The sequence below is a fragment of the Streptomyces ficellus genome (genome assembly GCF_009739905.1).
Classification (GTDB): domain Bacteria; phylum Actinomycetota; class Actinomycetes; order Streptomycetales; family Streptomycetaceae; genus Streptomyces; species Streptomyces ficellus_A.
In genome coordinates this window covers 1053324-1071515 of record NZ_CP034279.1, presented here as the reverse complement: position 1 = coordinate 1071515, position 18192 = coordinate 1053324, and the positions used below count along the sequence as shown (strand labels likewise).

At 71.9% G+C, this 18192-nt stretch carries 14 protein-coding genes; 5 read left to right on the top strand and 9 right to left on the bottom strand.

Going from position 1 to position 18192, the window contains the following annotated elements; genetic code table 11:
* Positions 1 to 13: 13 nt before the first annotated feature.
* Entirely contained in the window at positions 14 to 1024 is a 1011-nt protein-coding gene (gene ligD, locus EIZ62_RS04630) for a non-homologous end-joining DNA ligase (protein WP_208827765.1), read from the top strand.
* A gap of 220 nt (positions 1025 to 1244) precedes the next feature.
* On the opposite strand, the gene EIZ62_RS04625 is transcribed toward ligD, so the two are convergent.
* On the bottom strand, positions 1245 to 3452 hold the full coding sequence (locus EIZ62_RS04625) for an OmpL47-type beta-barrel domain-containing protein (protein WP_156691438.1): 2208 nt from the start codon (positions 3450 to 3452) through the stop codon (positions 1245 to 1247).
* 14 nt (positions 3453 to 3466) lie between these two features.
* Positions 3467 to 5959: a ThuA domain-containing protein gene (locus tag EIZ62_RS04620; RefSeq protein ID WP_156691437.1), complete on the bottom strand. Its 2493-nt coding sequence runs from the start codon at positions 5957 to 5959 to the stop codon at positions 3467 to 3469.
* A 195-nt stretch (positions 5960 to 6154) separates the two neighbouring features.
* Between EIZ62_RS04620 and EIZ62_RS04615 the strand changes: the two genes are divergently transcribed.
* A complete protein-coding gene (locus EIZ62_RS04615) occupies positions 6155 to 7168 on the top strand; it encodes a multicopper oxidase domain-containing protein (protein WP_156691436.1) in 1014 nt (337 codons plus the stop codon).
* A 47-nt stretch (positions 7169 to 7215) separates the two neighbouring features.
* Here EIZ62_RS04615 and EIZ62_RS04610 read toward each other — a convergent pair whose 3' ends face one another.
* Positions 7216 to 7626: an Imm10 family immunity protein gene (locus tag EIZ62_RS04610; RefSeq protein WP_156691435.1), complete on the bottom strand. Its 411-nt coding sequence runs from the start codon at positions 7624 to 7626 to the stop codon at positions 7216 to 7218.
* Between the two features lie 226 nt (positions 7627 to 7852).
* On the opposite strand from EIZ62_RS04610, the gene EIZ62_RS04605 reads away from it, so the two are divergent.
* From EIZ62_RS04605 to EIZ62_RS04595, 3 genes are all read left to right on the top strand, one after another.
* The gene (locus EIZ62_RS04605) at positions 7853 to 8653 is read left to right on the top strand and encodes a VOC family protein (protein ID WP_156691434.1); all 801 of its coding nucleotides are present in this window, start codon (positions 7853 to 7855) and stop codon (positions 8651 to 8653) included.
* A 144-nt stretch (positions 8654 to 8797) separates the two neighbouring features.
* The gene (locus EIZ62_RS04600) at positions 8798 to 9049 is read left to right on the top strand and encodes a WhiB family transcriptional regulator (RefSeq protein ID WP_156691433.1); all 252 of its coding nucleotides are present in this window, start codon (positions 8798 to 8800) and stop codon (positions 9047 to 9049) included.
* 97 nt (positions 9050 to 9146) lie between these two features.
* On the top strand, positions 9147 to 10490 hold the full coding sequence (locus EIZ62_RS04595; protein ID WP_156691432.1) for an SDR family NAD(P)-dependent oxidoreductase: 1344 nt from the start codon (positions 9147 to 9149) through the stop codon (positions 10488 to 10490).
* Here the strand turns inward: EIZ62_RS04595 and EIZ62_RS04590 are convergent.
* The 6 genes from EIZ62_RS04590 to ssgD all read right to left on the bottom strand — a co-directional run bounded on the left by EIZ62_RS04590 (position 10462) and on the right by ssgD (position 18165).
* Positions 10462 to 11394 (bottom strand): chitosanase, encoded by a 933-nt coding sequence (locus EIZ62_RS04590; RefSeq protein ID WP_156696204.1) that lies wholly within the window; start codon positions 11392 to 11394, stop codon positions 10462 to 10464. The two genes, EIZ62_RS04595 and EIZ62_RS04590, sit on opposite strands and share 29 nt — an antisense overlap.
* A 156-nt stretch (positions 11395 to 11550) precedes the next feature.
* Positions 11551 to 12522: an acyl-ACP desaturase gene (locus EIZ62_RS04585; protein ID WP_156691431.1), complete on the bottom strand. Its 972-nt coding sequence runs from the start codon at positions 12520 to 12522 to the stop codon at positions 11551 to 11553.
* Positions 12523 to 12639: 117 nt separating this feature from the next.
* On the bottom strand, positions 12640 to 13416 hold the full coding sequence (ddaH, locus tag EIZ62_RS04580; protein WP_156691430.1) for a dimethylargininase: 777 nt from the start codon (positions 13414 to 13416) through the stop codon (positions 12640 to 12642).
* Between the two features lie 78 nt (positions 13417 to 13494).
* A complete protein-coding gene (locus EIZ62_RS04575; RefSeq protein ID WP_156691429.1) occupies positions 13495 to 15780 on the bottom strand; it encodes an ATP-binding cassette domain-containing protein in 2286 nt (761 codons plus the stop codon).
* A gap of 105 nt (positions 15781 to 15885) precedes the next feature.
* Entirely contained in the window at positions 15886 to 17520 is a 1635-nt protein-coding gene (locus EIZ62_RS04570) for an ABC-F family ATP-binding cassette domain-containing protein (RefSeq protein ID WP_156691428.1), read from the bottom strand.
* 228 nt (positions 17521 to 17748) lie between these two features.
* A complete protein-coding gene (gene ssgD / locus EIZ62_RS04565; RefSeq protein ID WP_156691427.1) occupies positions 17749 to 18165 on the bottom strand; it encodes a spore wall synthesis regulator SsgD in 417 nt (138 codons plus the stop codon).
* Positions 18166 to 18192 lie beyond the last annotated feature (27 nt).

Here is an 18192-nt window from a genome sequence, read left to right as displayed (position 1 = left end):
TACTGTGGCGCCCATGGGAAACGCGGTGGAGCTGGAGGCCGGCGGGCGGACCGTACGCCTGTCCAACCCGGACAAGGTGTACTTCCCGGAGCGCGGCTTCACGAAGCTGGACGTGGCACGCTACTTCCTCGCCGTCGGCGAGGGCATCACCCGCGCCCTGCGCGACCGCCCGACGACCCTCGAACGGTTCGTCGACGGCGTCGAGGGCGAGTCCTTCTTCCAGAAACGCGCGCCCAAGAACCTCCCCGACTGGATTCCCACCGCCCACATCACCTTCCCCAGCGGCCGCTTCGCCGACGAGATCCGCCCCACCGAGATCGCCGCCGTCCTGTGGGCCGCCAACCTCGGCACCCTCACCTTCCACCCCTGGCCCGTACGGGGCGACCGCACCGACCACCCCGACGAACTGCGCATCGACCTGGACCCGCAGCCCGGCACCGCGTTCGCCGAAGCCGTCGCCGCCGCCCACGAACTGCACGCCCTGCTCGACGAGCACGGCCTGCGCGGCTGGCCCAAGACCTCCGGCGGACGCGGCGTCCACGTCTACGTACCGATCGAACCGCGCTGGGACTTCACCCGTGTCCGCCGCGCGGCCATCGCCGTCGGCCGCGAACTCGAACGCCGGATGCCCGGCCGGGTCACCACCGCCTGGTGGAAGGAGGAGCGCGGCGAGCGGATCTTCGTCGACTACAACCAGACCGCCCGCGACCGGACCATCGCCTCCGCCTACTCGATCCGCCCCAAGCCGCACGCCCCCGTCTCCGCCCCGCTGCACTGGGACGAACTGGACGACGTCGACCCCCGCGACTTCGACCTGGCGACCATGCCCGTGCGGTTCGCCGACCACGGCGACATCCACGCGGACATGGACGACCACGCCTTCTCGCTGGACAGCCTGCTGGAGCTGGCGGCCAGGGACGAGCGCGACCACGGCCTGGAGGACCTGCCGTACCCGCCGGACTACCCGAAGATGCCGGGGGAGCCCAAGCGGGTCCAGCCGAGCCGCGCCAAGAAGGCCGACTGACCTACCCGCAGTCGCGTACTGCGGCGAGACGGGCTGGTCCACCGACAGCCGCGGCCCGGCGTTCAACGTCTCCACGCCCAAGGGAGGACGACGACGCGGCGTGCGTCGTGAAGTTCAGACTGACGTACGGGTCCGTTCAGCCCGCCTGCCGCGAAACGGCCCTGCCCGCCCGCGGAGCGCCCTCCGCGGGCGGGCAGGTGCCGGGATGCCGTGAGACCGGTCAGAGCTCCTTGATCCGGATGTCGCGGTAGGAGATGACATCCGTCGTGCCGTGGACCTGGAGGCCGATGTAGCCGGTCGCGTACCGCCGGCCGTCCGTGCCCGGGTCGCCGGCGCGCGGCGGGGAGAAGTCCTGGCCGCCCGTGTTGTCGAACTCGTTGATCAGGACCCCGTTGCGGAAGACCGAGTAGTGCTGGCCCTCCACCCGGATCTCGTAGTCGTTCCAGGTGCCCTTCGGGGTGACGCCCGCGCCGCCCAGGCCCAAGCGGTCGAACCCGTAGACGGAACCCGTCTTGTACATGTCGCCGTCCGGCCGGTCCAGGACCTGCACCTCGTGCCCGTAGTTGATGGCGACCCACTCCGGCCGGGACTCCTCCGGGTGGTCGTGGACACCGGGGAAGCGGACGAAGACACCGGAGTTCGCGTTGCCCGTGCCCGGCGCGTCGTCACGCCACCGGAGCTTCAGCGAGAAGTCCCCGTACCGCCGCTGCGGGAACCACAGCATGCCCATGCCCGGGACCGTGGTGCCGCTGGTCATCGAGCCGTCCCCGTTGAGGCCGAACGAGCCGCCCCCCACGTGCTGCCACCTGGCGAAGGAGGCCGCCGAGCCGTCGAACAGCGGGCGGTAGCCGGTGTTCTGGCCCGGCTTGCCGATGCCGGACTGTCTGGCCGCCCGGTACACCGTCCGGTGCTCCCGGGCGTCGATCACCCCTTCCGCGAGCAGCCTGTCCAGCACGGTGTCCACGTGCTTGAGGAACAGCGCGTGCGACGACCAGTCCTTCTCGTCCTCGATCAGCTCGCCCACGGTGCACCGGCCGCGGGTCATCCGGTTCGGTACGCCGCTGTCGACGGTGCCGACGATGACCGTGAGCCGCTCGTCGTACTCGGGGCAGCCGGGTGCCGGGACCCCGCCGCCCTGGGCGACGTCGAAGCTCACCCGTCCGGCCGCCGAGGTGTTGCCCGCCTTGTCGGTGGCCCGGTGCAGCACCGTGTGGTGGCCCACCCGGTCCACGACGACCGGTGACCCGTACGCCAGGTAGGGCCCGCCGTCCAGGGAGTACTCGACCTTGTCCACGCCCGAGCCACCGGTGTCGGCCGCCGCGATCGTCACGGTGGCGCTGGTGACGAAGGCGCCGTCCGAGTTCTTGGCGCCCGTGACCGTGGCCGTGGTCTCCGGCGGGGTGGTGTCCTCGGCGGGCGGGACGACGACGGTGAACGTCACCGACTTCTCCGCCGCCGCGTTCCCCGCCCGGTCGGTGGCCCGGTAGCGGACCGTGTGGCTGCCCGCCCGGTGCACCATCACCGGGGCGGTGTAGGGCTGCCATGCGCCGGTCCCGAGCGCGTACTCGATGGTGTTGACGCCCGAGCCGGTGTCGGACGCGGTGACGGTGACCGTCGCCATGTCGATGTACTCACCCTGCTCGTTCTTCTCGCCGCTGACCGTGGCCGACGTCTCCGGCGGGGCCTTGTCGTCCGTCGGCGGGGCGACGACGGCGAAGTCCACGGCCTTCTCGGCGGAGGTGTTGCCCGCCTTGTCCGTGGCGCGGTGGCGGACCGTGTGGGTGCCCACCTGGTGGACCATCACCGGGCCGGTGTACGGCTGCCAGGCGCCGTCCGCCCCGAGTGCGTACTCGATCCGGTCCACACCGGAGCCACCCGTGTCGGTCGCCGACACCGTGACGTTGGCGTGGCCGATGTACGCGCCGTCCGCGTCACGCTCGCCCTCGACCTTCGCGGCGGTCTCGGGCGCCGTGGTGTCCTCGCCGCCGCCCCCTTCCGTGACCGTGAGGATGCCCTGCATCGCGCCGTGACCGGGGATGGTGCAGTGGAAGCGGTAGCGCCCGGGCGTCAGCGTCACCTGCGCGGTGTGCCTGCCGCCCTGGTCGTCGCCCGGATTGGCGAGGATGTTCAGCGGTACGTCGTTGTTGTACTCCGGGTCCGACACGTCGAACGTCAGCGTGTGCGGCATCCCGGTGGTGTTGCCGGTGGCCGCGCTGTTCTCGAAGACGATCGTCGTCGGGCCCGCCACCGCGGTCGCGGGGAAGGTGAGATAGCGGTCGATGGGGTCACCGGCGGTCCAGGTCAGCACCTGCTCCGCCGCGCCCTCGGGGCCGTTGTCGGGCCGGCCGTGGGCGGCGGTCGACGTCAGCCCGAGGACCATCAGCACGGACGCGAGCACGGCCGTCCACAGCCGGAAGCGGCGGCTCATCACGGTACGGTCCCTCACTGTCCGGCCGCCTTCCTCGCGAGAGCGCCGGCGGCCGGCGTCGGCTCACCGCCCTGGTAGGTCACGCGCCAGAGCGCGGACGCGGAGTCGGACGTGAAGAACCCGCGCCCGTAGTCCAGGACGTACAGCGAACCGTCCGGCGCGAACTTCCAGTCCATCAGGTTGCGGATGCCCTTCGCCCCCACCGGAATGATCTTCTTCAGGGACTCGGCGTGCACCGGCAGACCGCCCTTGCCGACCGTCCTCGGGTCGGTCAGCACCGCGTGCCGCGGCTGGTCCCCGTCGTAGAAGTCGCCGACGAACCACTTGCCGTCCCAGTACGCCGGCCACTTGACCGTGCTGTCCGACGCCGCGTCGAAGCGGTACACCGGCCCGTTCATGGTGGCCTGGCCGCCGCCCTTCAGCCACGGCAGCAGCAGCTTCTGCTCCGCCGGCCGGTAGCTGGGCACGCCGTTCGCGTCACGCGGGTAGTCCACCCCGCCGCCCTGCGGCGAGTACCAGATGGTGTTCGGCGTGACCGGAGGCAGGTTGACCAGACCGTCGTTGTTCGGCGACTCGTTCCTCGGGTGGGCGCAGTCGTACCAGCCCAGCGGCTTGCCCGGATCGGGCAGGTTCCGGTCGCGGTACGGCTGGTTGTTGCCCATGCAGTACGGCCAGCCGTGGTTGCCCGCCTTCGTGATCGCGGCGAACGTGTCGTACTTGGCCGGGCCCCACGTCGTGGACGGCTCGCCCGCGTCGGGGCCGACCCACCCCGCGTACAGGACGTCGGTCTGCTGGTCGACGAAGATCCGCGCCGGGTTGCGCACCCCCATCACATAGATCTCGCCCCGCGTCTTGCCGCCCCCCTCGTCCGGCTCCCGGCCGGTGAACAGATTGCCCTCGGGGATCGTGTACGTCCCGTCGTCCTCCGGGTGGATGCGGAGGATCTTGCCGTTGAGGTTGTTGGTGTTGCCCGAGGTGCGGCGGGCGTCGGCGAACGAGACGCCCTTGAAGTCGGGCTCCGGGTTGTTTCCCGAGTAGCCCGAGCTGAAGCCGCTGGAGTTGTTGTCACCGGTGGCGATGTACAGGTTCTCCTCGGAGTCCCAGGCCATGCCGCCGCCCGCGTGGCAGCAACTGTGGATCTGCACCGGCCACTTGAGCAGCACCTTCTCGCTCGCCATGTCCAGCCTGCCGGTGGCCGCGTCGAGGGTGAACCGGGACACGTACCGCTCGGCCGTGCGGGTGTCGCGGTTGATCCGCGCATGCGGGGTGTAGTGCAGGTACACCCAGCCGTTGGTCAGGAAACCGGGGTCGAGCTCGATGCCGAGGAGCCCCTCCTCGTTCTTCGTCAGCTCGTCCCCGCCGCCCTTGTTGCCGAAGACCGTGAGCGCGCCCGCGAGCCGCACCTGTTTCGTCCTCGGGTCGTACACGTGGACCTCGCCCCGGCCCTTGCCGACGTCCGGGTCGTTCCAGTCGGTCACCACCGGGCGGGAGGAGTCGGCGCCGCCGCGCCCGATGTAGAGGACGCGGCCGTCCGGGGCGGCCACCAGGCCGTGCGGCTCGCCGATCTGGTCGTTCTGGCCCGGCTGGTTGGGCCTGGTGACCCGTTCCGCCGTGTAGTTGGTGTCGATGGTGGCCTTGCAGTCCGCCCGGGAGAGCCGCGTCGTCCACAGCAGGGCGCCCCGCAGGTGGTCGCGGAAGTCGGTCTCGGCGAACGAGTCGGCCGTACCGCCCATGCCGGTGTAGAAGGAGCGGCCCCCGTCGTAGTCACGGCACCACGAGACCGGGTGGTCCCAGCCGTTGGCGCCGGGGCCCGGCTTGTAGGTGCTCTCCCTGACCCGGGCGACCGTGTGCACGGTGCCCGACGGGTTGACCGCCCAGTTGAGCCACCGGTCGGGGCGCTTCCAGGTGAGCGGGAGCTTCTCCGTGGCCGGATGCCGCCGGTCGCCGACCTCGACGGTGGCGCGCTGGACGGCGGGGGCCGCGCCCGGGGCCGGCCGGGCGCCGACGAGGCCGGTGAACCAGTCCGAATAGGGCTCGGTGCGGGCCGCGTCGTGGACGCCGAGGAACCCGCCGCCGGCCTCCATGTACGCCTCCAGGCCCGCCTCCTGCTCGGGGTCGAGCACGTCGCCGGCGCCGGTCAGGAAGACCACGGCGTTGTACCGGCCGAGCCTGCGGGCCTCTGTGAAGACGGCGGCGTCGTCCGTGGCCTCGGTGCGGAACCGCTGGGCGTCCGGGCCGGACCGGCCGATCGCCTCGATCGCGGCGATACCGGCGTCGACGGTCGGCGACTCGGGCGCCGCCGAGGCGTGGAAGACCAGCACCCGCACATCGGCACCACCCGGCGGTGAAGGGATCGACAACGTTGTCCGACTGCCGGGGCCCGGCTCGCCGGGGTTGGGTTCCGCGGTGGCCGCGGTGCCGCCGAGCAGGGAGGCCGCCAGGGCTCCGACGGCGAGCGCCGCCGCTCCGCGGCGGGATTTCGACCGGTGATGTGGTGCACGGTGCATGTGTTCACCCACCCCTCTGTGGTCACAGCAAACGACGACGAAGCTAGACCTCTTTCCGCAGCACGCCAATAGCCTGGCACCAATCCCGCGAACTTTGTCCAGGCTGTGGATAAACCGTCGGCCGCCCCGCTACGGTGTGGCCGTCCCCGGGGCGCCCTCGCCCCTCAGCATCCGTACCGCACAGGGGAGTTCGGCATGGACCGACGGAGCTTCAACCGGCGCCTGCTGGCCGGGGGAGCGGTTGCCGCGACCGGTGTGACATCGTTGTCGCTCGCCTCCGCGACCGACGCGGCATCGGCCGAGACGCCGCCGCCGACCGCTCCGGCCGGCGGACAGGTGCGCCATCTCAGGCTGTACGCGGAGAAGTTGCCGGACGGGCAGATGGGCTACGGCCTGGAGAAGGGGAAGGCCACCGTCCCCGGCCCGCTGATCGAACTCAACGAAGGGGACACCCTGCACATCGAGTTCGAGAACACCATGGACGTCCCGGCCAGCCTGCACGTCCACGGTGTCGACTACGACGTGGCCAGCGACGGCACGAGGGCGAACCGGAGCCACGTGGAGCCCGGCGCCACCCGCACCTACACCTGGCGCACCCACGCCCCGGGCCGCCGCAAGGACGGCACCTGGCGCGCCGGCAGCGCCGGTTACTGGCACTACCACGACCACGTCGTGGGCACCGACCACGGCACGGGCGGCATCCGCAAGGGGCTGTACGGGCCGGTCGTCGTGCGGCGCAAGGGGGACGTCCTGCCGGACAAACAGTTCACGATCGTCTTCAACGACATGACGATCAACAACCGGCCCGGACACCGGAGTCCCGACTTCCGGGCCACGGTGGGCGACCGGGTCGAGATCATCATGATCACGCACGGCGAGTACTACCACACTTTCCATATGCACGGACACCGGTGGGCCGACAACCGCACCGGCATACTCACCGGCCCCGACGACCCCAGCCAGGTCATCGACAACAAGATCACCGGCCCGGCCGACTCCTTCGGCTTCCAGATCATCGCCGGAGAGGGCGTGGGCGCCGGGGCCTGGATGTACCACTGCCACGTCCAGAGCCACTCCGACATGGGCATGGCCGGCCTCTTCCTGGTCGCCAAACCGGACGGCACGATCCCCGGCCACGACCCGCACCACACCGCGCCCCCACCGGGAGACCCGGCGGCACCACCCGGCGCCGGACACACGGCGCACTGAGCGCGGGCGCCGGCTCGTACCGCTGGCGCAGGTGCCCGGTGGGCAGGTCAGAGGCCCGAACGTGTGGGCACCGCGTCGGCGCGCCCGTATCCGAGCACCTGGGCGAGGACTTCACGGAACCGGCTCACGTCCGCGGCCGGCGCTTCGATGACGGCCTCGATCTCGTGCTCCGTCAGCCGCAGATCCTCCAGGGCCGCGGGGTCGAGCGAGACGCGGAGAACGTCGCCCTCCATGGCGGCTTCCCGCACACAGCCGTACGCGGTGCCCTGCCCGGGCGTGACCAGGCAGTGTGTGTCCATCCCCAGGGCGACCTCCTGATCATCGGGCTCCTCTTCCCCGGCCATGAACATCAAGTTGAAACCGCTTCCGTCCTCCCCTTCGGCGAGTGCGGCCTCGGTGAAGTACCCGTCGGGGTCGATCTCGGTGGTGGCGACGCGCGCGGTGAATCGGTAGGTCATGCCGGTGTTCTAGCAGGAGGACGCTCACGAGCCGGGGGCCGGGCGCGGCCGGGCACCGGGCTGAGGAGGCCGCGCGCGGGTTCTTGGCTCCCGAGCGTCGGCCAGCCGAGGGCCGGCCGGGCGTCCTGGCGTCGCTCGGCCGAAGACCGGTCGTCCCGGCGCGCCGGTCATTCGTGCGGGCGCCCTCTGGATGCGGGGGTGCGGCGGTCCCCGCAGACTCGGGCCTATGCTGACCACCCGTTACCTCACCGGCTCGCCGAACTGGCTCGACCTCGGCGTGCCGGACCTCCAGGAGGCCGAGTCGTTCTACGGCGCCCTGTTCGGCTGGCGGTTCCGGCCGGCCGGTGCCGAGGCGGGTGGGCACGGGGTGTTCCAGCTCGACGGGAGGACCGTCGCGGGCGGCACGGCCACCCCGCCGGGGGAGGGCCCGCCCGCCTGGACGGTGCACTTCCAGTCGCCCGACGCCGACGCGACCGCCACGGCCGTGCGCGACGGTGGCGGGACCGTGCTCGCGGGGCCGACGGACGTGGCGGGCCTCGGCCGTACGGCCGTCTTCGCCGACCCGGCGGGCGCCGGATTCGCCGTCCGGCAGCCCGGCGACGCCACGCGCGGACTGGACGTGGTCAACGACCCCAACTCGCTGTGCTGGCTGGAGCTGTACACGCGGGACACGGCCGCCGCGATGGCCTTCTACGGAGCGGTGCTCGGCATCGAGTCGTCGTCCGTCCCCTGGCCCGACGGCGTCGACTCGTACATCCTGCTCGCCCCGGCGGGCGGCGACGACGACGCCGCGTTCGGCGGGGTGGTCCCCCTCGGCACCGGTTCGGCCGGCTCGCCGGAGGGTGCGTACTGGACGCCCTGCTTCGAGGTGCTCGACACCGACGGGACGGCCGCGAAGGCGGAACGCCTGGGCGGCAGCGTCCGCCAGGCCCCGACCGAGATGGGCGGCGTGGGCCGGTTCGCCGCCCTCACCGACCCCCACGGCGCCCGCTTCGCGCTCATCACCAGCACGCCGCAGCAGCCATGACGCCCGGGACACCCCGCCGGAACTCCTTGCCGGGCACGTCCCCGGGGGCCCATGCTTGCGGAGCGACGGCGTACGGGGACGGGCCGGCCCGGCGTTGATCAGTCGTTGACGTCGCGTTTATCGGAACCGGGCAGCGTGTCCGTCATGCCGATCAACCGCACCGCTCCCACCGACGAAGAACTGGCCTGGCAGGAAACCGCCCTGTGCGCCCAGACGGGTCCCGATTTCTTCTTCCCGGATCCCGGGGCCTCCACCCGCGAGGCCAAGCGCCTGTGCGCCGCCTGCGAGGGCCGCGAGGCCTGCCTCGAGTACGCCCTCACCCACGACGAACGCTTCGGTGTCTGGGGCGGCCTGTCGGAGAAGGAGCGGTACGCGCTCCGGCGCCAGGAACGCTGACCGGCCCGGCCCATCCCGGCCCCTGGGCCCCGGCCCCGCCCGCCCGGGACTTAACCGGATGCCGGGACGATCCGCACTCGCCTAAGATCACATGCGCATGGAGCAGCAGCACAGCGCGGTGACGGACGACGAGTTGGCCGTGTTCGGCCGTACGGTGGGGCGGCTGCGCGCCCTGCCGCTGGACGACCCCCTGCGGATGCGCGGCGAGGAGCTCGCCGCCGGGTTCGCCCGCGAGAGCCGCAACAAGCGTCGCAAGGCCCGGCAGCAGGCGCGGTCCGCGGCCGACGCCCGGCTCAGCGCCGCCACCGCCACCGGAGCCCTCGACCGGCCCGAGGACGCGCCGCTGGCCACCCGCCGGGGCGAGGTGGGGGAGTTCCTCGCACCACGCCACTGCTATGTCTGCAAGGCGCTCTATCGACAGGCCGACGCCTTCTACCACCGCCTCTGCCCCGCCTGCGCCGAGGACAACGCCACGCGCCGCGCCCTGTCCACCGACCTGACCGGCCGCCGGGTGCTGCTCACCGGCGGGCGCGTGAAGATAGGGTTCCAGCTCGCGCTGATGATGCTCCGCGACGGCGCCGAACTCCTCGTCACCAGCCGTTTCCCGCAGGACACCCTGCGCCGCTTCCGCGCCGCCGAGGGCAGTGCGCGGTGGCTGGAGCGGCTCACCGTCGTCGCGATCGACCTGCGGGACCCCCGCCAGGTCCTGGGCCTGTGCGAGCGGCTCCTCGCCGACGGCCGCCCCCTCGACATCCTGGTCAACAACGCCGCCCAGACGATCCGGCGCCCGCCCGAGTCGTACGCCGCGCTCCACGCGGGCGAGCCGGGCGAGCCGCCCGCCGGGGTCATCGCGGCGCCCGGCTACGCCACCGCCCCGCCCGCGCCCGGCAGCGGCGCCCTCGCCCTCGTACTCGACGGTGTGGCGGACGAGGCGACCGGGCTGCTGCCCGACCCCGCGCCCCGCAACTCCTGGTCCGTGCGCCTCGGTGAGCTGGACCCCGCCGAGGTGCTGGAGACGCAGCTGGTCAACGCCCTGGCGCCCGCGCTGCTGTGCGACCGCCTGCTGCCGCTGCTGCTGGCGTCCCCGCACCCGCGCCGCTACGTGGTCAACGTCAGCGCGGTCGAGGGCCGGTTCGCGGTGCGCAACAAGACGGCCGGCCACCCGCACACCAACATGGCCAAGGCGGCGCTCAACATGCTCACCCGCACCAGTGCCGAGCACCTCGCCACGCAGGGCGTCCACATGTGCAGCGTCGACACCGGCTGGATCACCGACGAGAACCCCGCGCCCCGCAAGGCCCGCATAGCCGCGGCGGGCGTCCGGACCCCGCTGGACGTCGTGGACGGCGCCGCCCGCGTCTACGATCCGATCGTGCGCGGCGAGGCGGGGGCGCCGGTCTCCGGGGTCTTCCTCAAGGACTACCGGCAGGCTGCGTGGTGACCCGGTACGTCTCGCCGTACGTCTGCCACGTCAGCGGCACCTTCAGGTCCATGTTCCCGGCCTTGACGAACACGCGCTGGGCGGTGTCGATCCGGGACGTGTCCCGCTCCCGCTCGGTCTTCTGGGCCTGGATCACGGCGCGGCTCGCGTCCAGGAAGGCGTTGAGGTACGCCTTCTCGTCGCCGCCCTCCGCCGCGGTCTCGGCCTTCTTCATGGCCGCGGCGCGGATGCCGTAGAACGCCTCGGGCCCCACGCCGGGGCCGTGCAGCACCATCGCGTCGTAGTAGACGAACTGGCCGAGCGTCGACAGCCCGTCCATCTTCGCCAGCCGCACGGCCGGGTCGAAGTAGATGCGGTCCCGCATCTCGTCCTGCGCCTCGCGGAAGGCGGGGTCCTCGGCCGCCTTCTTCCAGGCGGCGGTGAAGCCGGGGTCGAGGCCCTCGTGCGAGTCCGTGCCGTCGACCGCGCGCAGCGCCGGGAGGTACTCGGCGAGCGGGTTGCCGGGGTGCTGGTCGGTGTAGTACTCGACGAGCTGGAGCATGTCGTTCGTGCCGGAGCAGAAGCCGATCACGCCGGCGGTGTAGCCGTTGCCGTCACCGATGTCCTCGATGTCGTCGTACTCGCCGCGCCAGTCGAGGGTCGAGTTGTCGGCGCTGGCCACCAGCTGCGCGGCCAGCTCCTTCTTGCCCGGCTCGGCCAGCCCGGGCGGCATCTTGGCGATGCGTGCCTCCAGCGCCTTCCGCTCGTCCTCGGTGCCCGCCTTGAACGGGTCCCCCGAGGGGGACGACTGCGGGACGGTGCTCTCGTCGGCAGCATCGGCAGGGCGCACGGAACCGTCGCCTCCGCCGAACACGACGGCGGCGGCGACGGCTATCGGGGCGCCGATCAGGAAAAAGCGGGTCACAGGCTTCACGCGCCACAGCGTACGACGCGCCGGCGCGCTCCCTGTGAGCGCCCTGTGCGCCGGGGCCCGCCGCCACAAACGGAACCCCCGCGTCTCCCCGCCCCGGCGTCTCCCCGCCCCGGCGGGCAGCGGCGCCCGCCGGGTCAGCGGCCTGAGTCAGCGGCCGCGCGCCGCCATGCGGGCCTTGCGGGCGGCGAGCTTCTCGTCGAACTTGCTCGCCTCCGAGTCCAGGCCGCCCATGTACAGGCCCAGCTCCTCCTGCGCCTTCAGGCCCTCCGGGCCCAGCCCGTCGATCTCCAGGACCTTCAGGAAGCGCAGCACCGGCTGGAGCACGTCGTCGTGGTGGATGCGCAGATTGTAGATCTCGCCGATCGCCATCTGCGCCGCGGCCCGCTCGAAGCCCGGCATGCCGTGCCCCGGCATGCGGAAGTTCACGACCACGTCCCGCACCGCCTGCATGGTGAGGTCCGGGGCCAGCTCGAAGGCCGCGCCCAGCAGGTTCCGGTAGAAGACCATGTGCAGGTTCTCGTCGGTCGCGATGCGCGCCAGCATCCGGTCGCAGACCGGGTCGCCGGACTGGTGCCCGGTGTTCCGGTGCGAGATGCGGGTCGCGAGCTCCTGGAAGGCGACGTACGCGACCGAGTGGAGCATCGAGTGGCGGTTGTCCGACTCGAAGCCCTCACTCATGTGGGACATCCGGAACTGCTCCAGCTTGTCCGGGTCCACGGCGCGCGAGGCGAGCAGGTAGTCGCGCATCACGATGCCGTGCCGGCCCTCCTCGGCGGTCCAGCGGTGCACCCAGGTGCCCCACGCGCCGTCCCGTCCGAAGAGGGTGGCGATCTCGTGGTGGTAGCTGGGCAGGTTGTCCTCGGTCAGCAGGTTCACGACGAGCGCGATCTTGCCGATGTCGGTGACCTTCGACTGCTGCGGCTCCCAGGCTTCGCCGTCCTCGAACAAGCCGGGGAAGTTGCGGCCGTCCGACCACGGGACGTACTCGTGGGGCATCCAGTCCTTGACGACCTTGAGATGGCGGTTGAGCTCCTTCTCGACCACCTCCTCCAGGGCGTACAGCAGCCGGGCGTCGGTCCACGCTTCCGAACTGCCGAGGTGGGGAGAGGTGAGGGTCATGCGGTTGCTCCTGGGGACGGGAGAATTACCTACGGGCTCGTAGGTTACGAAACCGTAGGTTAAGGGCGCCGTAAGGCTCCGCCAAGCCCGGGTCCGCTGATGGAGGCTTACGTTCCGTTATGCGTGGAGGTCGCGGAGGCGCACGGAGAGGCAGGTCACACAGCCCTCGAGCTTCTCGAACTCACCGATGTCGACCACCACCGGCTCGTACCCGAGGTCCGCGAACAGCTCCGCCGTCCTCGGGGCGCTCGCCGCCATGAGCAGCTTCGCGCCGCCCAGCAGCACCACGTGCGCGCCCGACTCCTCCGGCACCGGCAGGAAACGCGGGAAGAGCGAGGGCGTCTCCACCAGCGGCTCGTACCCGATCACCGTGCCGTCCGGCAGCGCCGTCACCGCCGACTTCAGGTGCAGCACCTTGCTCACCGGTACGGTGACGACCCGGGCCCCCAGCGGCTCGAACGCCGCCCGCAACCGCGCCACGCCCGCCGCGTCGGTCCTGCCTCCCCGGCCCACGTACAGCGTGTCGCCGATCTTGAGGACGTCACCCCCGTCGAGCGTGCCCGGCTCCCGCACCCGGTTCACCGAGCAGCCCAGCCGCGTCAGGGCCTCCTCGACCGCCGCCGTCTCCGGGCGCCGCGACGGGGCGCCCGGGCGGGTGATCAGGGCCACGTTGCGGAACATCACCACCGTGTCCTCGACGAACACCGCGTCCGGGCAGCCGTCGGCCGGTGCGACTTCCACGGTCTCCCACCCGTGCGCGCGCAGGGCGGCCACGTACCCCTCCCACTGGACGAGGGCCGGGCCCGGGTCGACGGGGGTGCGCTCGACATGGGTGACCAGGCCCTCGGCGAGGCGCGGGCCCGGGCGGCGGACCAGGGCTTTTCTGCTCGGCACGGCGACCTCCGTCAGTGGGTGACCGCCGACCCCTACCCCGCTCCGCGGCCGGCTACGCGGCGTGCGCCGCACCGACGCTCACTCCACGCCCAGGTCGCGGCGCAGGTACGCGGCCGTGAACGAATCGTCGTGCTCCAGCAAACGCGCGGGTGTGCCCTCGAAGACCACCTCCCCACCGTGCTTGCCGCCCTCCGGGCCGAGGTCGATCACCCAGTCCGCACGCTTGACCACGTCCATGTTGTGCTCCACGCACACCACCGTGTTGCCCGCGTCGACCAGCCGGTCCAGCAGCGCCACGAGCGTCCCCACGTCCGCCATGTGCAGCCCCGTCGTCGGCTCGTCCAGCACGTACACGCTGCCCGTGCGGTGCAGCTGCGTCGCCAGCTTGATCCGCTGGCGCTCCCCGCCCGACAGCGTGCTGAGCGGCTGGCCCAGCGTGAGGTACGTCAGCCCCACCTCGTTGAGCGTCCGCAGCCTGCGCACCAGCGCCGGATCGCCGCGGGAGTCGTCGAAGAAGGCGATCGCGTCCGCCGCCGTCATCCCGAGCACGTCCACGACCGACCTGCCCCGCACCCGGTGCTCCAGGACGTCGTCGTGGAACCGGCGCCCCTCGCACGCCTCGCACGTCGTGGTGACCGGGTCCATGAAGGCCAGGTCCGTGCAGATCACCCCGCGCCCCGAGCAGACCCCGCACGCGCCCGCCGAGTTGAAACTGAACAGCGAGGCGGGGACGCCGTTCTCCTTCGCGAACACCTTCCGTACGGTGTCCATGATCCCGAGGTACGACGCCGGGGTCGACCGCGACGACGCGGTGATCGCGCCCTGGTCGATGACCACCGCCTCCGGGTAGGCGGCCGTGAACACCTCCGACACCAGCGTCGACTTGCCCGAACCGGCCACCCCCGTCACCACCGTCAGCACACCGGTCGGGAAGCGGACGTCGACGTCCTTCAGGTTGTGCAGGCCCGCCCCGGTCACCGGCAACGCCCCGGTCGGCGTGCGGAACGTCTCCTTCAGGGGCGTACGCCCGCGCAGGCACCGCCCCGTGAGCGTGTCCGCCGCGCGCAGCCCGGCGTACGGCCCCGCGTACACCACCGCCCCGCCGTCCGTGCCGGCGCGCGGCCCCATGTCGACGACGTGGTCCGCGATCGCCATCACGTCGGGGTCGTGCTCCACCACCAGCACCGTGTTGCCCTTGTCCCGCAGCCGCACCAGCAGGTCGTTGAGCCGCCCCACGTCACGCGGGTGCAGCCCGACGCTCGGCTCGTCGAAGATGAACGTGAGCCCGGTCAGCGAACTGCCCAGGTGCCGCACCATCTTCAGGCGCTGCCCCTCGCCCCCGGAGAGCGTGGTGGTCTCGCGGTCCAGGCTCAGATAGCCCAGCCCGATCCCCACCAGCCTCTCCAGCCGCTCCCGCGCGGCCGCCGCGATCGGCGTGGCCACCGGGTCGTCGATCCCCGCCAGGACCTCCACCAGGTCGGCGACCTCCATCCGCGCGTAGTCGGCGATCGACAGCCCGTCGATCCGGGTGGCGAGCGCCGCCGCGTTCAGCCGCGCCCCGCCGCACGCCGGGCACACGCCCTGGGTGGTGACGTTCCGCACGGTCTCCTTGTACGTGTCGGACAGCCCCGCCGTGTCCCGCTTCAGGTACAGCCGGTCGAACCGGTCGACCAGGCCCTCGAACCGCACGTCCGCGGCCCCGGACGCCATCACCAGCCGCACCTTCAGGCCGTGGCCGCCGCCCGTGCCGTACAGCAGCGCCGCGCGTTCCTCCTCCGAGTAGTCGGCGAGCGGCTTGTCCGGGTCGAAGAGACCGGAGTCGGCGTACAGCTTCCACTGCCAGCTGCCGACGGACGTGCCCGGCAGCCGCAGCGCCCCACCGTTGAGCGACTTCGACCAGTCGACCGCCCTGTCGAGGTCGAGCCGGACCGTGCGGCCCACCCCGTCGCACTCGGGGCACATCCCCGACGGGTCGTTGAACGAGTACGCGGTCGCCGGCCCGGCGCTGGGGGTGCCGTGGCGGGAGAACAGCACCCGGAGCACCGAGAAGATGTCGGTCGTCGTCCCCACCGTCGAGCGGACGTTGCCGCCGATCGGCTTCTGGTCGACGACGATCGCCACGGACAGGTCGTCGATCGCGTCGACGTGCGGCCGCTCGTACTTCGGCAGCCGGTTGCGGATGAACCAGGTGAACGTCTCGTTCAGCTGGCGCTGCGACTCGACGGCGATCGTGTCGAAGACGACCGACGACTTGCCGGATCCGGACACGCCGGTGAAGACGGTGATGCGGTTCTTGGGGAGGGAGAGGGAGACGTCCCGGAGGTTGTTCTCGCGGGCGCCCGAGATCGCGATGTCGGAAGCCATACCGCCGAAGCTAGGCCGTATACCCGACACCTCCTGTCGGGTATACGGCCCGGGGTGCCGTCCCGCTTCCCGAGGGTCCCGCTACCTCCTCGCGGCGCCGCCCCGCTACGGGCCGGCCAGCACCTCTTCCGCCGTCGTGGCCCGCAGCTCGCCGCCCTCCAGCAGCAGCCAGCGCGTGATCCCGATCGACTCCAGGAACGGCACGTCGTGGCTCGCCACGATCAGCGCCCCCTCGTACGCGTCCAGCGCCGCCGTCAGCTTGGCGACGCTGGCCATGTCGAGGTTGTTCGTCGGCTCGTCCAGCATCAGCAGCTGCGGCGCCGGCTCGGCCAGCAGCAGCGCGGCGAGCGCCGCCCGGAACCGCTCGCCGCCCGACAGCGTCCCGGCCGGCTGATCGGCCTTGGCGCCCCGGAACAGGAAGCGCGCGAGGCGCGCCCGGATCCGGTTGTTGGTCGCCTCCGGCGCGAACCGGGCGACGTTGTCCACCACGCTCAGGTCGTCGTCGAGGACGTCCAGCCGCTGGGGCAGGAAGCGCAGCGGGACCTGCGCCACCACCTCGCCCGCCACCGGGTCCAGCTCCCCGGCGACGGTGCGCAGCAGCGTCGTCTTGCCGGCACCGTTGCGCCCGACGAGCGCGATCCGCTCGGGGCCGCGCAGCTCCCACTCCCCGCCGACCCGCGCCCCGTACCGCAGCTCCAGGTCGCGCAGCAACAGCACGTCCCGGCCCGGCGGCACCGCGGTGAACGGCAGCTCGATACGGATCTCGTCGTCGTCGCGCACCGCCTCCACCGCCTCGTCGAGCCGCTCCTTGGCCTCGGCGAGCTTCTGGGTGTGCATGGTGCGGTGCTTGCCGGCGGACTCCTGCGCCGCCCGCTTACGCGCGTTCATCACGATCTTCGGTTCGCGCTTGCTGTCGAACATCTTCTGCCCGTACCGCTTGCGGCGCGCCAGCTTCACGTGCGCGTCGGCGAGTTCGCGCTTCTGCCGCTGCACATCGGCCTCGGCCACCCGCACCATGCGCTCGGCCGCCTCCTGTTCGGCGGCGAGCGCCTCCTCGTAGGCGGAGTAGGCGCCGCCGTACCAGGTCACCTCGCCGTCCCGGAGGTCGGCGATCTGGTCGACCAGCTCCAGCAGTTCACGGTCGTGACTCACCACGACCAGGACGCCGGACCAGGAGGACACCGCCGCGTACAGACGGCGGCGCGCCGACAGGTCGAGGTTGTTGGTGGGTTCGTCGAGCAGCAGCACATCGGGCCGGGCCAGCAGCAGCGCGGCCAGCCGCAGCAGGACGCACTCGCCGCCCGACACCTCGCCGATGGTGCGGTCCAGCCCGATGTGGCCGAGGCCCAGCTGGTCGAGCGTGGCGCGGGCCCGCTCCTCCACGTCCCAGTCGTCGCCGATCGCCGTGAAGTGCTCCTCGCTCGCGTCACCGCCCTCGATGGCGTGCAGCGCGGCGCGGGTGGCGGCGATCCCGAGGGCCTGGTCGACCCGGAGGGCGGTGTCGAGCGTGGCGTTCTGCGGCAGGTAGCCGATCTCGCCCGCCGTGCGGATCGTGCCGTCGGTGGGCGCCAGTTCGCCCGCGATCAGCTTCAGCAGGGTCGACTTGCCCGAGCCGTTGAGACCGATCAGGCCGGTCCTGCCGGGCCCGACCGCGAGCTGGAAGTCCTCCAGGACGGGCGTGCCGTCCGGCCACGCGAAGGACAGGTCGGTGCAGGTGATGGAGGTGGGGAAGGTAGACATACGGGTCTCCCGGTTGCGTCGTGGAAATAAGGGGCAACGGGCGAGACACCGGGACGGCTCATGGGCCGAGGTCGCACACAACAGCGCGCACAGCGCCGAACACGGCTGTGCGACACGGTGTCTCATGACCTCAGACGAGCAACGTCCTGCTCCGATCGACGACAACAAGGGCCGGGAACGAAACTACGCCCACGGAGCGCGGGCGGCAACGGAATTAAAACGGCGCGCTCAGCAGGCGTCGCGCATCAGCTGGGCCAGGTCCTGGTCGAGGTCCAGGAACTCGTGCTCGCGCCCCTCGGGCACCAGGTGCCGGGCGCGCTCGAGGAAGCGGCGCACCTCGGAGGTGCGGATGTGGACCATCGCGACGCCCTCCGGGGCGTGGAACTCCACCACGGTCCGGTCGTAGCCGAAGGGCCGTACGCGGACGTCGCCGAGCCCGGCCGGTTCGTCGACCCCCGCGGCGAGCAGCTCGCGCGAGAACTCCCAGGACACGTCGATGCCCTCGAGGGTGGCCGGCGCGGGGAAGGCCATCTGCACGGCGAAGGGGTTGCGGCGGTCGTAGCGCAGGGTCGCGGCGACGGTCTCCCGCTGCGGCGAGGAGGCGACCAGGCGGGCCTGTAGGGCCTGCTCGATGACGGTGGACAAGGCCTGCTCCCTCACACGCGGCTGCGG

Excerpts from the sequence above, each read along its gene's own strand:
- EIZ62_RS04575 (WP_156691429.1), bottom strand. The coding sequence starts at position 15,780 with ATGGCTTCCGACATCGCGATCTCGGGCGCCCGCGAGAACAACCTCCGG.
- EIZ62_RS04570 (WP_156691428.1), bottom strand. The coding sequence starts at position 17,520 with ATGTCTACCTTCCCCACCTCCATCACCTGCACCGACCTGTCCTTCGCG.
- ligD (WP_208827765.1), top strand. The coding sequence starts at position 14 with ATGGGAAACGCGGTGGAGCTGGAGGCCGGCGGGCGGACCGTACGCCTG.
- EIZ62_RS04600 (WP_156691433.1), top strand. The coding sequence starts at position 8,798 with ATGCCGATCAACCGCACCGCTCCCACCGACGAAGAACTGGCCTGGCAG.
- EIZ62_RS04595 (WP_156691432.1), top strand. The coding sequence starts at position 9,147 with ATGGAGCAGCAGCACAGCGCGGTGACGGACGACGAGTTGGCCGTGTTC.
- EIZ62_RS04605 (WP_156691434.1), top strand. The coding sequence starts at position 7,853 with ATGCTGACCACCCGTTACCTCACCGGCTCGCCGAACTGGCTCGACCTC.
- EIZ62_RS04625 (WP_156691438.1), bottom strand. The coding sequence starts at position 3,452 with ATGAGCCGCCGCTTCCGGCTGTGGACGGCCGTGCTCGCGTCCGTGCTG.
- EIZ62_RS04620 (WP_156691437.1), bottom strand. The coding sequence starts at position 5,959 with ATGCACCGTGCACCACATCACCGGTCGAAATCCCGCCGCGGAGCGGCG.
- EIZ62_RS04615 (WP_156691436.1), top strand. The coding sequence starts at position 6,155 with ATGGACCGACGGAGCTTCAACCGGCGCCTGCTGGCCGGGGGAGCGGTT.
- EIZ62_RS04610 (WP_156691435.1), bottom strand. The coding sequence starts at position 7,626 with ATGACCTACCGATTCACCGCGCGCGTCGCCACCACCGAGATCGACCCC.
- EIZ62_RS04585 (WP_156691431.1), bottom strand. The coding sequence starts at position 12,522 with ATGACCCTCACCTCTCCCCACCTCGGCAGTTCGGAAGCGTGGACCGAC.